We start from the raw sequence: 14,810 nt of genomic DNA on the forward strand, positions 1-14,810 counted from the left end.
ATGATGCGGGCGACAACATCTGTTGTCAACGGCGACCAGAAGGTGAAACATGAGATTATTGGTCATTGGCGGAACGTCGTTCGTCGGACGCACCATCGTGGGCGACGCCCTCGGCCGGGGACACGAGATCACGACCTTCAACCGCGGGCTGACCGGCAAGGACATCGACGGCGTCGAGGCGCTTCGCGGCGACCGGTCCACGGACGAGGGTGTCCAGCTACTCGCCGGGCGGAGCTTCGATGCGGTCATCGACCCGGGCGGCCAGGTGCCGGCGCACGTCCTGCGCACCGCACAGGCGATGGCCGACTCCGCCCCCTTCTACGCGTTCGTCTCGACCACCGCCGTCTACCAGGCCTGGAACACTGCTTCGCTGGACGAGTCGGCCGCGACCTGGCCTGGCGTCCCGGACCAGGACGGCGACCCTGCCGACCTCGAGAAATTGCGCGTTCACAAACGCGGCTGCGAACTGGCGGTCGAGCAGACCTACGGGCTTGACGCCGGCCTGGTCGCGCGCGCCGGGTCGATCGTGGGACCGCACGACAACCTGGGCCAGCTGCCGTGGTGGCTCACCAGGATCGCCGAGGGCGGCCGTATGATCGCGCCCGGCGACCCAGGGCGCGGCCTGCAACTCATCGACGTGCGTGATCTCTCGGCCTTCGTCCTGGACCAGGTGGAGGCGCAGGCAGGCGGCATCCACAATGTCGTCCCGGACGGGCCGAACACCACGATGGGCCGGCTGCTCGGCGACTGTGTGCAGGCAACTGGTTCGGACGCCGATCCTGTGTGGGTGGATGAGGGTTTCCTGCTCTCGCAAGGGGTGCTGCCATGGGCCGAGCTCCCCCTGTGGATCCCGGACGTACCGGACACCGCCGGTTTCTGGGCCGTGTCCGGCGCTTCAGCGAAAGCAGCAGGACTGCGCACCCGCCCGTTCGGCGACTCCGTCCGAGACACCTGGCAGTGGCTGAGGTCAGGCGGCGAGGTCCGCACCGCGCCCGGCGTCCCGCCACTCGGCCTCGCCGGCGAGAAGGAGCAGCAGGTGCTGGCCGCGTGGGATGCCCGACTGTCCGAAGGCAGCTGAGCTCCCCGGTCGGAGGCCGGCCGTCCGGAACGGGCGACGCGAGGACCGCGCCGCCCACCACGGCGAGGAGATCGGCCGGCTGAACGCCGCACCGGTCCGGCTATGGCTGCGGCGACTTCGGGATCCAGGGTGAGGGACATGTTAGGTTCCGTTCGATTCAAGTCCGCCAGGCGGTCGGCGCAAGGACGACGACCTTGCCGGACACGGCGCCGGCGGCGACTTCCGCGTGGAACGCCGGGAGGTCCTCGAGCTGGATCCGGCGGCTGATGTCGATGTGAAGTTCGCCTCGGTCGATCGCCGCCACGAGGCCGGCGAGCTGCTTGGCGTCACTCCGGACGAAGACGTTGACCCCGCGAACCTGGCGCTCTTCGTCGCTCGGCGCCTGCATCCACACCGTGGTGTTGACCACGGCCCCGCCGGACCGCACGAGAGCGGCCTGCTCGGCGAGCTGCGAGGGCTCGATCGGTGCGAGGTTGAGCAGGAGGTCGACCGGCTGGGTCACCGCATCCACCACGTCGGTCGCGGTGTGGTCGAGGACCTCGTCGGCACCGGCGGCCCGGACCCGCTCCGCGCTGCGCGGGCTCGCCGTGGCGATGACGTACGCGCCGGCGTTCTTCGCCAGCTGCACCGCGTAGGCGCCGACAGCGCCTCCGGCGCCGGTGATGAGCACGCGCTGCCCGGCGGTGAGCTCGCCGAGTTCGAACAGTGCCTGCCATGCGGTCAGGCCCACCAGTGGCAGGGCCGCCGCGTCAGCGAGCGGCACGCTCGAAGGCGCGGCCGTCAGGACCTCGGCGGGCGCGATGACGTACTCGGCAGCCGCGCCGTCGCCGATCATCGGGAGGAATCCGACGACCTCGTCACCGACCGCCACCGCATCGACGCCGTCACCGAGCGCGTCGACCGTTCCGGCGACGTCGATGCCAGGCGTGTGGGGGAGCGTCACCGGGAACGGGCCCTGGAGACCACCGCCGCGGATACCGGCGTCGACCGGGTTGAACGACGTCGCCGCGACCCGGATGCGAACCTCACCAGCGCCGGGGACGGGCAGCGCCACGTCCTCGTAGCGCAGGACATCGGCATCGCCGTACTCGTGGAATCGCACTGCCTTCATGACGAACTTCTTTCTTCGAAAGGCGCAATGTGCTTCGAATTCGAAGCACTGAGGTGAAGCTAGCACTGCTTCGAGTTCGAAGCAAGTACGATTGCCGCATGACCGAAGAAGCGTCCCCTCCGCCGCTCGATCCCGCCGAACTCGGTGCGTACTTCGCGCTGATCGAGGTGAGCAGCCTGCTGCGCCACACGGTGGAGCAGCAGTTGCGCGACGCCGGCGACCTCAGCTACGTCCAGTTCCAGCTCTTGGCCACACTCGGGGACACGGCGGACGGCACCCAGCGCATGACCGAGCTGGCAGACGGGGTTGTGTACAGCCGCAGCGGCCTGACCTACCAGGTGGGGCTGCTGGAGAAGGCCGGACTCGTCGCCCGCAGTCCGTCCGCGGAGGACGACCGGGGCGTGACGGTGACCATCACCGAGGCGGGACGGGACGTGCTCGCCAGGGTGTTCCCCGGTCACATCGACGTCCTGCGGCAGCTCTTCCTCGAACCGCTCGCGCGCGAGGACATCGACAGCCTCGCTCGTGTCCTCACCGTCGTCCGCGATCACATGCGCTCCATCCCGCCTCGGTCGGCGAAGCCGCGCCGGAAGAGCGCCGTACGCCAGAGCCCCACTGGCGGCGGAGCCTGATCGCACCCCGGTCCCATCGCCGGGACAACGAGCGCCGCGGGATCATCCGAGCAGGCGCGAGCGGCGGATTCGGGCATCCGGGTCTACGGCGTCGGCGATCGCCGGGACCGCTTCCGGACATCCGCCGGCAGCGCATCCGGCACGCCGGCCGCGCCCTCGACCCACGAGCCCGGCGTCGAGCCGGCGTCGGCGATCGACCAGACAGATCGTGCCCGAGCGAACCCTGCTTCGATCCGTTCACGGGGGAACAGGCTGAGCGGCGCAACCGCGTGGTAGATGAAGTCGCCCGGCGGGGCCACAACGGCCCCGGTGCGCCTGACCGGTGCGCCCGCCACGTGGCGGATCTCCATCATCACGATCGGGGCGTCGGCTGCCGCGGCCGTCGAGAGGAGCGCTTCGGCGATGTCAGGGGTCGATGCGTCGAGCCACCGCGCGTCACCGATGGCCGGGGTTGCCGTAGGTGGATCGAGGTGGATCCGCGCAAGTCCCGCCGCGTCGGTCGGGCCCCAGCTGTCGGAGACAGGCTCCGCTGCCGCCCGCATCGCGTCGAGCAGCGGAGTCGCCGCGACGGGCCCGTCAGGATCGGCGATCGCGAGGTGAACTGCGACCCTCCCGTGCAGTTCCTCCGGGAACGGGGGCAGAGGCGGCACGTGGAGCACCGCGATGCTGGAGGAAACGCCGCTGCCGACTGTCCCGATGGTGCTCGACCATGCTGCGATGAGTTTCGGTAGCGCGTCGGCATGCCACAGCAGTGCTCCGGCATGGAGGTCCGCCGCTGGGACGAGGTCGAACTCCAGACCGATGCCGCCGCCGAAGGTGTAACCGGACACGGACACGCTCGGGGCTGAGCCGGCTAATCCGAGCAAGCCGTGCCGTTCGGCGGCGGCGTTCACCGCAGACCAGGTTGCGCCGGCCCCGACCACGGCGACGCGCGACTCAGGGTCGATCGACACGTCGGTGAGCCTCGACGTGTCGAGGAGGACCGACCCTTTGCCCACCGGCGCGCCGGCCCCGTGGCCGGTCGCCTGCGGCACGATCTCGAGCGGCGTGCCCGACGACTGCGCAAGCGCAGCCACCTCATCGAGCGTCGGCGCGATGTCCTCCGGACGGGAGACGACCGCGACCCGCGCGGGTCGCTGCTTGATGGACGAGTTGTGGGGGCGGGTTGCGGCGGCGTAGCCGTCTGAGTCCACGTCAACGAGCATGCGATCATCGTACGGGAATAGCGGAGGTTTTCCTCCGCTTAAAGCCGTCACGTACTCAGATTGGATGACTCATGACTCATCTTCAGCAGCCCATCGCCGTGATCGGGGCGACCGGACAGCAGGGCGGCAGCGTGGTGGATGCCCTGCTCGCACAGAAGCAAGCAGTTCGCGCCCTGGTTCGCGACACCGAATCCGCAGGCGCGCGTGCTCTCCGGGCCCGCGGCGTGGAGGTCGTCGTCGCCGACCAGGAGAACGGCGAATCGCTCCGGCGAGCACTCACCGCGGTCGCAGCACTGTTCTTCATGACGACGTTCGAGGGAGCAGACGGCACTGAGGGCGAGACGCGCCGCGGTGTGACCGTCGCGGATGCCGCAGCACGCGCGGGCGTGCCGCACGTCGTGTACTCGTCGGTCGGCGGGGCAGAGCGAGCGACAGGGATCCCGCACTTCGAGAGCAAGCACCGGGTCGAGCAGCGGCTTGTCGAGGTCGTGCCGGCGAAGTTCGTCCGTCCGACGTTCTTCATGGAAAACCTGGCGCCGCAGCTCGCCGACGGCGGGAGTGGGGAGTTGGTGCTTCGCCTGCCGGTTTCAGGTGACGTTCCGCTCCAGATGATCGCCGTTCGCGACATCGGCGCCGCCGCCGCGCGTCTCTTGATCGACCCTGATGCGATCGATGGCAATGCGGTCGAACTCGCCGGCGACGAGCTCACCATGGCTCAGGTGGCCGACCGGGTCGCGTCCGAGCTCGGCCGACCGACACGGTACGAAGGACTGCCGATCGATGTGCTCGGTGATGACGAGGACATGCGAGCGATGTTCCAGTGGTTCACCACCGTCCCCGCCTACCAGGCCGACTTCGACGTCACGCGCCACCTCGTCCCCGACGTGCGCGACCTCGCGGCATGGGTCTCCGACCAGGGTCCCGGCGCGCGCCGGGACTGACGCGTCGGACTAACCGCGATCGGGTGCGATGCCGCGCAGGAACACCGCGCGCTGTTCGGCGGCCGCCTCGGCCCAGCCGGGCACGTTCGACATCGGCTGCGCGAGCATCGCCCCGAAACGCACCACGGTCCCCGCATTCACATCCGTACGGACCGAACCGTCCTGATGGCCGCGCTCGAGGATGGCACCCATGACTTGCTGCATGCGCGCGCGCAGCTCCGCGGACTCGGTGCCCTCGGTCATGGGCGCTCCGTGGAGCGGAAGCACCAGTTCGTCTCGATGAGCGAAGGTTTGATGGAGGAACCGGCTGATCGAGTCATGACCGGTATCGCCGGACGCCAGCGCGTCCTCGGCCTCCGCCAGGATCAGACGATAGGCGCGGACCGCCATCGCCTCAAGCAGCGCCTCCCGGTTCGGGTAGCGACGGTAGAGCGTCCCGATCCCGACCCCCGCGTCGGCAGCGATCTGCTCCAGCGGAACGAACTTACCCTCGGCCAGCCCCGCACGCGCGGCCGCAGCAATCAGCCGCTCAGCGTTCTCCGCCGCGTCCTTCCGGAGCTTGCGCTTTCGGGTGGAGGTCATGAACAACACATCCTACGTGAGCAGGGGTGTCTCATGCACGGCGGATCCGACGATCAAGGAGACGCCAGATGGCCGACACCGTGCGTGCTCCACCTGCCGCGCGGCAGCTTCCATCGGGGCCTGCACGGGCCGGTCACGCCGCCGTCGAACTCCTGCATCAGCGACACGGCGTGCGGTGGCCTGAGCTGATGAGGGCCTCGAAGACCTCCGATAGCGGGGGAGTCCTCGCTACCGGGGGCTCGCCCTCCTCGTCATGACCCTTGAGTCTGGCGGTGCAACACGAGACACGCTCGTCGCGAAGGCCCCGCAACCCCGACGAGCCGGATCGGGAGGAGGACATCCCCTGAAGAACGCGGTGACCGGCATGCGGGACAGCCGAACTTCGCCGGAAATCGGGGTGAAACTATCTGGCGGGTCCGGACAGGTACGGGGTGTCGGACCTATCGGATGAGAGAAGGCAGCGTGACCCACCATGACCGCAAGCAGCGCTTCGAGGTGATTTACGTTGCCAACTATGACGACATCCTTGCCTATGTCCGGCGGCGTACCGACTCCCACGAGGATGCCGCCGATGCCCTCGCTGAGACGTTCGCCACGGCCTGGCGCCGGCTGGACGACATCCCCGAGGGGCGGGACGCACGCCTGTGGCTGTTCGGCGTGGCCCGCCGGGTGCTGGCCAACGGCCGCCGCGCCGAGTCGCGCCGCAGCGAGCTGGTGGAGCGGCTCGGTCACCAGCTCGCCGTGTGGGCGGAGCACACCGAGGCCGACGAGAGCCTGGCGGGCCTCCAGGAGGCGTTCGCGCGGCTGAGCCCCGACGACCGGGAGATCCTCGCGCTGGCCGGCTGGGAGGGGCTGAGCGCCGACGAGATCGCCACCGTCCTGGGCTGCTCGCGGGCCAACGCCCGGCTGCGGCTGCATCGGGCCCGCAAACGGCTGGCCAAACACCTGAACGCGGCCGGCGTCGACATGGCCCGCATCGGCCTGCGTGCCATCGCGATGACGAAGGGGGCTATGTGATGCACGAGATCGACCGCCTGGTGGCCGGCATCGCGCCCGATCCCGGTCCCGGCATGACGCCGATCGCCAGGGAACTGCTCGAGGAGATCACCTCCGTCCCCGTCCCCGAGCGTCGCCGCAGTTGGTTCGCCCTTCCACGGCCGCGCAGGTGGGCGGCCGTGCCGGTGCTGGCCACGCTGGCGGCCCTGCTGTCCTTCGGCGTCGCTCAGGCGCCCGCCTCCGCCGCGCTCGACATCGAACTGGTGGACGACCACTACGTGATCACGGTGAAGGACCTGCTGGCCGAGCCCGAGGTGTACCAGCGGGAGCTGCGGGCCAGGGGCCTGGACATCACGCTCAACCTGGTGCCGACCTCCGCGAGCCAGACGGGCCAGATGATCGTGATCAACGACATGGATCGGTTGCGGTCCGGCAAACCGGTGCCCGGCGACGGCCCGATCACCACGATCGACGCTCCGGGGTTGTGCGAGCGGTTCGCCGCCTGCCCTGTGGGCCTGAAGGTGCCGGTCGACTTCGACAAGAAGGCCGAGGTCTTTCTCGGCAGGCGGGCCCTGCCCGGGGAGAGGTACAAGATGCCGCCCGGCATCGCGTTGCCCGGCGAGCCTCTGCACTGCGTGGACTACGTCAACAAGAGCGTCGCCGAGATCTCGGCCCTGCTGCGCGAGCGGGGCGTCACACCCTCGTACATCCAGCACGGCAAGCGTGCGGCCCCCTCCGCCCCCGGCGGCTGGTACGTGCACGACGGCGTCATGAGCGCCGACGGCCAGGCCCTCCTGCTGGTCGGCGCCGAGCCCAGCACCCAGCGCAGCCCGGTGCCGCAGTCCCGCTGCTGATCCCGGCCCGGCAGTGAGAGCTGCCACCCGGAGCGCGCGCGGCTGAGCGCGCGCCCATCACCGCCATGTGTCGTCCTCGGCATGCGCGGACCCCTGTCATGCCCCCACGATCGGATTTCGCGTGCTCACCGACACCCGGGTGGCGCTGCCCTCGCAGCGCCGCCTGTCCGCCCTCGCCGACCACCGCGTCTTCGCCGCGTTGCTGCTCCTGGCCGCCGTGTTGCGGGTGGTGACGATACTCGGCTACCGCCCCGTCACGCTCTACTGGTACGACTCCTTCACCTACCTCGACACCGCCGTGCACCCGGCTCCGTCGGCGACGTTCCACCCGATCGGCTACCCGCTGCTGCTGCGGGCGCTGCTGCCGTTCCACAGCGTGGAGCTGGTCGCGGCCGTCCAGCACGTCATCGGCCTGAGCACCGGCATGCTGCTCTACGCGGTGCTGCGCCGCAGGTCGGCGCCCGGCTGGGCGGCGGCGTCGGCGACGGTGCCGCTGCTGTTCGATGCCTCCTTCCTGCGGCTGGAGCATGCCGTCCTGTCCGACGCGCAGTTCATCTTCCTTGTCGTGGCCGGGCTGGCCGTGCTGATGTGGTCGCCGCGGTTGTCCGTGCGCGCCGCCGCCGGAGCGGGTCTGCTGTTCGCCGCGGCCGCGCTGACCAGGACGATCGCGCTGCCGCTGCTCCTGCTCGTCGTGCTCGTGCTGGCCGGGCGACGCGTGGGGTGGCGGCCGCTGGCCGCGCTGGTTCTGGCCGGTGCGCTGCCCCTGACCGGGTACGCCGCCTGGTACGCCCAGCACCACGGCCGTTTCGCCATCAGCGGCGCCGACGGGGTCGCCCTGTGGGCGCGCACGATGACGTTCGCCGACTGCGCCCGCATCCAGCCGCCGCCCGATCTGGCGCGCCTGTGCCCCAACGGGACGAAGGTGGATGCGGCCTCCGAGTACGTGTGGGCCCCCGGAGCCTCAATCAACCGGCTGCCCGGCGACCGCTTCACGCACAACGACCTGGCCCGCTCGTTCGCGCTCGACGCGATCCTCGCCCAGCCGCTGGACTACCTGGGCGACGTCGTACGCGACACCGCCATCGCCTTCTCCTGGACGCCGATCCCGCACCCCGCCCGCACCACCCCGGCGTTCGGCTTCAGGAGCGGGCACTGGGAGCTGCCCGACCAGCCACTGATCGACAAGGTCAAACGGGAGTACGACCCGGACATCCGCGGCCTGTCGTCGGTGTCGCCGTACGCGGATCTCCTCATCGCCTACCAGCACGCCGCCTACCTGCGCGGCCCGGTCCTGGGCCTGATCCTCCTGCTGGGCGTGGTCGCCGCGGTCCGGCGGCCCCGCGTGGCGCTGCTGCCGTGGGCCGTGGCGATGGGCCTGCTGATCGGCCCGGTCGCGGTTTTGGACTTCGACCACCGGTACGTGCTGCCCGTCATACCCGTCGCCTGCCTGGCCGCCGCCCTCGCCTTCCAAACCGCCCCTAAGCGGCGGGGATATATGTCAGACGGCGTCATATACCGTTGAAGACGTGAGATCCGAGCGCCTGCTGTCGATCATGCTGCTGCTCCAGACCCACGGCCGGCTGCCCGCCAGTGACCTGGCCGAGCGGCTGGAGGTGTCGGTCCGCACCGTCATGCGCGACGTCGAGGCGCTGTCGTCGGCCGGTGTGCCCGTCTACACCGTGCGCGGCCCCCACGGCGGCATCGCGCTGCTGCCCGGCTACCGCACCAACGTCACCGGCATGACCGCCGACGAGGCCCGCGCCCTGTTCGTGCTGCTGTCCGACCACGCTCACACCGAGCTGGGCCTGGGCCAGGCTCTCGGCTCCGCGCTGCGCAAGCTGATGGCCGCCCTGCCCGCCCCGCACCGGCCCGACGCCGACCTGGCCAGCCGCCGCATCCTCCTCGACCCCGTGCGCTGGCGCGGCGGGCCGGCGCGTCCCGCGACCGGCACCGCCGTCGACCTGGCCGTGCTCCAGCAGGCCGTCTTCAACGACCGGCGGCTGCGCCTGCGCTACCGGCACGGCCGCGACAACCGCGTCCGCTCCTACACCCTCGATCCGTACGGCCTGGTCAACAAGGCCGGCGTCTGGTATCTGGTCGCCGACCACCGCGGCGAGCCCGCACTCTTCCGAGCCGACCGGGCCCTGTCCGCCGGCATCCTCGACGAGCCCGTACGCCGCCGCGACGGCCTCGAACTGGCCGACGTCTGGGACGGCCTGCGCCGCCGCATCGACGAGATCCCCGCCCCGCTGCCCGTCACGGTCAGCGTTCACCGGGACATCCTCAGCAAGTTCCTGCGCATCCACGAAGCCGACCTGGCCGGCCCTCCTCCCGCGGCCGACCAGCGAGCTGAGCGCGTGCCCGTCCAGCTGCACTTCCGCTCCCTGGGCGCAGCCGAAGTCCTCCTGGCCTTCGGCACCGACGCCGAAGTCCTCGCCCCGGCCGAGCTCCGCCAGACCCTGGCCCGCAAGGCGGCCGAGGCCGCCGCCCGCTACGCCACCGACACCGATCACCGGTAGGACCGGCCGGTCACCGCTCTGTCCGTTCCGACCCTGCCCGACGGTGGAGAAGGTCAGCGTGTCCCCGGTACGGCTGCCGCGGGCACCTGCGCCGACTGGGCGATCAGCGGGACGTCGGATCTGCGGGCATCGTCATAGCGCCAGGCCGCCAGCTGGGTGACGTCGAACAACCGCCGTCGAGCACACCTCCGGCCACCGACGTCCGGACGGAATCACGTACAGATGCCCTTGGCCGTCGAGAACTCGATTCGCCCCATCGGGAAACAGCAGGCATGACACGAACCCCACCGGAGGAGATGGTCGAGGCGGACGACGCCGAGCTCATCCGCCGGTCAATCGACGATCCGGAGCAGTTCGCCGGCGTGTTCGACCGGTATGTCGAGCAGATCCACCGCTATGTCGCGCGGCGGTTGGGCGTGCAGGTCGCCGACGACATCGTGGCGGAGACGTTCCTGACCGCCTTCCGCTGCCGCGCCTCCTACGATCACGCGCAGCCGCTGGCCAGGCCGTGGCTGTACGGCATCGCGACCAACCTCATCGCCAGACAGCGGCGCGATGAGGAGCGGTTCCTGCGGGCGCTGGCGCGTACCGGTGTGGAGCCGCCGCCTGAGTCCATGGCCGACGCGGTGATCGGGCGCGTGGCCGCGCAGGCCGAGGACCGCCGGCTGGCGGGGGCGCTGACGGGCCTGGCCAGCGGTGATCGCGACGTGCTGCTGCTGGTGGCGTTGGGAGGACTGGCCTACGACGAGGTGGCGCAGGCGCTCGAAATCCCGATCGGGACCGTGCGCTCGCGCCTGCACCGGGCCCGCAAACAGGCGCGGGCCGCCCTCGGCGCCGGCTGTCACACGAGAGAGGACGCATGATGGATGAGTTCGGACGGTTCCTCGAGGCCACCCCGGCGATCACCGGCGAGGCGAAGGAGGCGGCGCGCACCCGGTTGCTGCAGGCCATCCGCGAGCCGGCCCCCATGCCGCCGATGCCCTCGCCGAGGCGGCGCAGGCCGCGCCTGGCCTGGCGGCTGGCGCTGGCCGCGTCGGTCGCGCTGGCCGCCAGCGCGGGCATCATCACGGTGCGCGGCGGTGAACGACCTGCCACCACCCCGGTCGCCAGCGTTCAGGATCTCGGCGACAAGGCGGCCAGGAGCGCCGAGACCGACCCGTACGAGATCACGCCGTCGCCGGGCCGCTGGCTGTACGTGAAGCAGACGATCGCTCCGCTCCGCAAGGAGCCGGAGCCCGAGGTGGATCGCGACAGGCGCATGACTCTCGAGACGTGGCACAGCTTGGACGGCAAGCAGCTGGCGCTGGACGACGGACGGGGCAAGCTCGTCACGGAGGAGTACGGCCCCGGCATCACGGGAGCGGACCTGGCCAGGGCGCCGGTCACCCCCGAGGAAATGATCGCCAGGATCGGGGCGAGCGTCGATGCGACCCCCGTGACGGAGTTCGACGACGCCGACGCGACCAGGCAGGAGCGGATCTTCCGAACGATCTCCCAGTTGCTGGGCGAGCAGCCGTTGGCCGCCGACGTGCGGGCCGCGTTGTTCCGGGCGCTGCCCATGATCGAGGGGGTTTCGGTCAAGCAGGACGCGATCGACGCGGCAGGCCGCCACGGGGTCGCGTTCGACTACACGGGAGCCTGGGAGCGCTTCGAGATCATTGTGAGTGCGCAGGACTACCGGTTCTTGGGGACGTATGGCGAGAGCGTCGCCGATCGCACCTTCAACCTTCCTGACGGCGCGACACGTACGGTCAAGGCGGGCACGCCTCTGGTGTGGAGCGCACGGATGACGGCGGAGGTCGTCGACAAGCCCGGAGAACAGCCGTAGGGGCACAGCCTCGACGTGGAACGATGCGGTCCGTCGCTCGACGCGACCAGGCGTGATCATGCCGGACGGCACTTGATCGCCACGGGAGCCCAACGATGGGCGTGGCCACCAGGCCGCGCCCATCGTCATCGCTGGATCAGCCCTGCGCGGCCGCACCTTTCGCAGGGCTGATGGCGTGTCACCGCACGAGTTCAGGTCCAAAACGGCCCGCCGCTCCTCAGCTTGGCGATCATCCAGAGGGCCGAGGAGACCGATGTCATGATGCTGATGGCCATCAGGGCCGCCCAATGCCAATCTGGGCCGATTGCCGTGAGATCGCAGTCGTCGTTGATTCGCCACCTGGACGTCGTGGGATTGAGCACTACCGCCGCTGCCAGACCGCGGTCGGCGTTCAGCCGCGAGGGATCTCAGTGGGCTGCTTTCGGGAGAGCCACCGCCAGTGTCGGTAACCCCGCCTGTCCTGGTTCGCGAACGCCATCGGCCGAGGTCGGTTGCTGTTCACCGCCCTGTGGCGGAGTTCGTGTTGCGAGCGATGCCGGAGGGACCGCGACGGTGCCGTATGTTCCCGTGAAGGTGAAGCCGTGGTGCTGGTGCTCTCGCGCTCGGCAGTCAGGATGGCTGGACTTGGTCGAAATGGGCGACAGCTTCGGCGGGGTCCGGGCTCACGAGGCGTTCCAGACCGGCCATCGTGATCTTCGCCCACCTGCCGGCTCGTGCCCACATCTGTTCCTCGAAGGCGCGGACGGCCTTGTCCAGATCTCCAGGGCCGGTGGCGATGGTCTCGGCGAGTTCGGCGCCTTCCAGCATCGCGAGGTTCGCGCCCACCCCCAACGGGGGCATCAGATGGGCGGCGTCGCCCAGTAGCGTCACCCCGAAGACGTGGGTCCAGGTGTGGGCCACGGGCAGGACGTAGAGGGGGCGGTGGACGAAAGCGGTGCCGTGGTGGAGGAGGTCGAGGACGGGAGCGGCCCAGCCGCCGAACAGGGCCAGCAGACTCGATCGCACGGCCTCGGCGTCGGCCAGGTCCAGGTTCGCGTGCCAGTCCAGTGGCGCACGGAACCGGGCGTACACCTTGACGTGGCCGCCGCTGTTGCGCTGGGCGACCAGAGTTCGGTTCACGCCGTACACGGCCACGGAACCGTCGCCGATCAACCGGGCGAGGTCGGGGTGACGGGTGTCGACGTCGTCCAGGGAGGTCTCGACCACGGTGATGCCGGTGTAGTGCGGCGTCACCGGCGAGACCGCGGGGCGGACCCGGGACCAGGCGCCGTCCGCGCCGACCACGAGATCGAACGTCTCCTGCCGCCCGTCCGCGAAATGGACCAGTACGCCATCCTGGGTCCCCGGCACCACCTCCGTCACGCCCCGTCCCCACTGAACGTCCAGAGGGCCGAGCAGCAGGTCACGGAGTTGCCCGCGGTCGATCTCGGGGTTGGCCTGTTCATCCGGACGGGGTTGCCAGTCGCGTAGGACGGTCCCGGCCGTGTCCAGGATGCGCATGGCCTGCCCTTCGGGACGAGACAGCGCCTGGAACTCCGCCAGCAGCCCCGCCTTGTCCAGCGCGAGCTGACCCAGCCCTTGGTGCAGGTCCAGCGTGCCGCCCGGGGGGCGGGCATCGGGGGCGGGATCGCGTTCGAGGATGGTGACGGGGTAATCATGGCGGTGCAGGACGCGGGCGAAGGTAAGGCCGCCGGGACCGCTTCCGACCACTGCGATACGATGTCTCACGTCGATACACTGTATTGGTACAAGACGATGTATCGCAACAGTACGGGTGTAACCATCACGGTGTGAGACCGGCCTGAGCCGCCGACTCGCCCGGTGCCGCTCGACCGGGAGCGGATCGTCACCGGCACCATCGCACTGGCTGACGAGGGCGGGCTGGAGGCGGTGTCGTTGCGCAAGGTCGCCGCCCGGCTGGACGCCGGCCCGATGCGGCTGTACGCATACATCTCCACCAAGGAGGAGCTGTTCGACCTCATGGTGGACGAGGTCCACGCCGAGGTCCTCCCCGAGGAGCAGCCCGGCGACTGGCCGGAGGCGCTGCGCGTCCTCGCCCACCGCACCAGGGGCCACGTCGATGGCCGCGGCCGGGCGGGGCAGGTTCTTGGGCGCCTGGACGGTGTCGATCCGATTCATCGGGTCGGCCTGCAGCGGGTCGTGGCGACCGGCCCACTTGGCGAGGGATGCGACGGCGGCGCGTTCGCGCTTGCGGTCGGCCGGCGACAGCTCGGCGAGCTCGGCCAGGTACGCACGGATCGGTCCGGCGGTCAGCACGCCGAGCGCGGGCATCGACCTGCAAGCCCATTTCTGCCAGCGGAACCACCTGCCGGTGGCGGCATCACCTTTCCGCCGTGTCCGGGGGTTGAGGAACCCAGGAACAGCCATTGGCAATGAGAATGATCTTGAGCGAAGTGTGGCGTCCGGCATCGGCCCGCCACGTACGGGGCGGGCGGCAAGGCGCGGCTGTATGAGCCGAGGAATACGGCGACGATGCCGGCGGTGACCGGTCGTTGGAGGCTGAGGCGATCGACGACGCGCTCGATCTGTTCGCGCTGCTGATGGCCTCGCGGCTGATCTCGCCGGCGCGTCGCAAGTCCTCGGGCGAACGGTTGGCGATGCGGCCGTAGCCGGAGAAGGCTTCCAGGCTCCTGTCCCGGGCGGGGCGGGTGCTGGTCGAGCAGCTCGACCTGGTCGCCGAGGTGGGCGTCGACCGGGATGTCGCAGCGCTGTGGACGGCCGTCATCGCGGAGGCGGGGGCGAGCAAGGAGCAGGTCCTGGTCGCGCTGGAACAGAAGAACGCCGCCCGGCTGTCCCCTCTCGGCCACGCCCGCCTCAACGTTCCGGGCCGCTACTCCATCTCCTCATCCGCCCCGACCGAGGGACTGCGGCAGCTCGGCGAGATCCCCGACCCCGACGGTGGCGGCGTGAACGAGGAGGGGGTGTAGACCCCCGGGCTCGTGGGCCACGACAAGCGTCCTGGTCCCGATGCTTTCCTCGCATGCCCGGTGTGCGGGCCGGCGCGGTGGAGCGCTGACGCCGCCCGCGGTCACGGCGCGCGGTC

At 70.3% G+C, this 14,810-nt stretch carries 15 protein-coding genes; 11 read left to right on the forward strand and 4 right to left on the reverse strand.

The window, feature by feature from the left end:
• The first annotated feature begins 49 nt into the window (after positions 1 to 49).
• Positions 50 to 1,078, forward strand: coding sequence for an NAD-dependent epimerase/dehydratase family protein (locus H4W80_RS05540; protein WP_192784072.1), 1,029 nt, complete (start codon positions 50 to 52; stop codon positions 1,076 to 1,078).
• Between the two features lie 157 nt (positions 1,079 to 1,235).
• On the opposite strand, the gene H4W80_RS05545 is transcribed toward H4W80_RS05540, so the two are convergent.
• On the reverse strand, positions 1,236 to 2,189 hold the full coding sequence (locus H4W80_RS05545) for an NADP-dependent oxidoreductase (protein WP_192784073.1): 954 nt from the start codon (positions 2,187 to 2,189) through the stop codon (positions 1,236 to 1,238).
• A gap of 98 nt (positions 2,190 to 2,287) precedes the next feature.
• On the opposite strand from H4W80_RS05545, the gene H4W80_RS05550 reads away from it, so the two are divergent.
• On the forward strand, positions 2,288 to 2,821 hold the full coding sequence (locus H4W80_RS05550) for a MarR family winged helix-turn-helix transcriptional regulator (RefSeq protein WP_192784074.1): 534 nt from the start codon (positions 2,288 to 2,290) through the stop codon (positions 2,819 to 2,821).
• Positions 2,822 to 2,904: 83 nt separating this feature from the next.
• Here the strand turns inward: H4W80_RS05550 and H4W80_RS05555 are convergent, their stop codons facing one another.
• Complete coding sequence (locus H4W80_RS05555; protein ID WP_225963256.1) at positions 2,905 to 4,026, reverse strand: FAD-binding oxidoreductase; 1,122 nt, start codon at positions 4,024 to 4,026, stop codon at positions 2,905 to 2,907.
• A 71-nt stretch (positions 4,027 to 4,097) separates the two neighbouring features.
• On the opposite strand from H4W80_RS05555, the gene H4W80_RS05560 reads away from it, so the two are divergent.
• Positions 4,098 to 4,967 carry an NmrA/HSCARG family protein gene (locus H4W80_RS05560; protein WP_192784075.1) on the forward strand — a complete coding sequence of 290 codons (870 nt, stop codon included), beginning with the start codon at positions 4,098 to 4,100 and terminating at the stop codon, positions 4,965 to 4,967.
• 9 nt (positions 4,968 to 4,976) lie between these two features.
• Here H4W80_RS05560 and H4W80_RS05565 read toward each other — a convergent pair whose 3' ends face one another.
• Positions 4,977 to 5,549, reverse strand: coding sequence for a TetR/AcrR family transcriptional regulator (locus H4W80_RS05565; RefSeq protein ID WP_192784076.1), 573 nt, complete (start codon positions 5,547 to 5,549; stop codon positions 4,977 to 4,979).
• A gap of 462 nt (positions 5,550 to 6,011) precedes the next feature.
• Between H4W80_RS05565 and H4W80_RS05570 the strand changes: the two genes are divergently transcribed.
• The 6 genes from H4W80_RS05570 to H4W80_RS05595 all read left to right on the forward strand — a co-directional run bounded on the left by H4W80_RS05570 (position 6,012) and on the right by H4W80_RS05595 (position 11,746).
• A complete protein-coding gene (locus H4W80_RS05570) occupies positions 6,012 to 6,566 on the forward strand; it encodes an RNA polymerase sigma factor (protein WP_192784077.1) in 555 nt (184 codons plus the stop codon).
• The gene (locus tag H4W80_RS05575; RefSeq protein ID WP_192784078.1) at positions 6,566 to 7,399 is read left to right on the forward strand and encodes a hypothetical protein; all 834 of its coding nucleotides are present in this window, start codon (positions 6,566 to 6,568) and stop codon (positions 7,397 to 7,399) included. Before H4W80_RS05570 ends, H4W80_RS05575 begins: the two co-directional genes overlap by 1 nt.
• Positions 7,400 to 7,520: 121 nt before the next feature.
• The gene (locus tag H4W80_RS05580) at positions 7,521 to 8,921 is read left to right on the forward strand and encodes a hypothetical protein (RefSeq protein ID WP_192784079.1); all 1,401 of its coding nucleotides are present in this window, start codon (positions 7,521 to 7,523) and stop codon (positions 8,919 to 8,921) included.
• A 4-nt stretch (positions 8,922 to 8,925) separates the two neighbouring features.
• Positions 8,926 to 9,918: a helix-turn-helix transcriptional regulator gene (locus H4W80_RS05585; RefSeq protein ID WP_192784080.1), complete on the forward strand. Its 993-nt coding sequence runs from the start codon at positions 8,926 to 8,928 to the stop codon at positions 9,916 to 9,918.
• Positions 9,919 to 10,190: 272 nt separating this feature from the next.
• Positions 10,191 to 10,781, forward strand: coding sequence for an RNA polymerase sigma factor (locus tag H4W80_RS05590; protein WP_192784081.1), 591 nt, complete (start codon positions 10,191 to 10,193; stop codon positions 10,779 to 10,781).
• Entirely contained in the window at positions 10,778 to 11,746 is a 969-nt protein-coding gene (locus H4W80_RS05595; protein ID WP_192784082.1) for a CU044_5270 family protein, read from the forward strand. The genes H4W80_RS05590 and H4W80_RS05595 overlap by 4 nt, the downstream gene beginning before the upstream one ends.
• A gap of 609 nt (positions 11,747 to 12,355) precedes the next feature.
• Here the strand turns inward: H4W80_RS05595 and H4W80_RS05600 are convergent.
• Complete coding sequence (locus H4W80_RS05600; RefSeq protein WP_192784083.1) at positions 12,356 to 13,474, reverse strand: FAD-dependent oxidoreductase; 1,119 nt, start codon at positions 13,472 to 13,474, stop codon at positions 12,356 to 12,358.
• A gap of 93 nt (positions 13,475 to 13,567) precedes the next feature.
• On the opposite strand from H4W80_RS05600, the gene H4W80_RS60250 reads away from it, so the two are divergent.
• Complete coding sequence (locus tag H4W80_RS60250; protein WP_318786712.1) at positions 13,568 to 14,143, forward strand: TetR/AcrR family transcriptional regulator; 576 nt, start codon at positions 13,568 to 13,570, stop codon at positions 14,141 to 14,143.
• 272 nt (positions 14,144 to 14,415) lie between these two features.
• Positions 14,416 to 14,694 carry a hypothetical protein gene (locus H4W80_RS05610; protein WP_192794435.1) on the forward strand — a complete coding sequence of 93 codons (279 nt, stop codon included), beginning with the start codon at positions 14,416 to 14,418 and terminating at the stop codon, positions 14,692 to 14,694.
• The last annotated feature ends 116 nt before the right edge of the window (positions 14,695 to 14,810 follow it).

The organism is Nonomuraea angiospora (genome assembly GCF_014873145.1).
Taxonomy (GTDB): Bacteria; Actinomycetota; Actinomycetes; order Streptosporangiales; family Streptosporangiaceae; genus Nonomuraea; species Nonomuraea angiospora.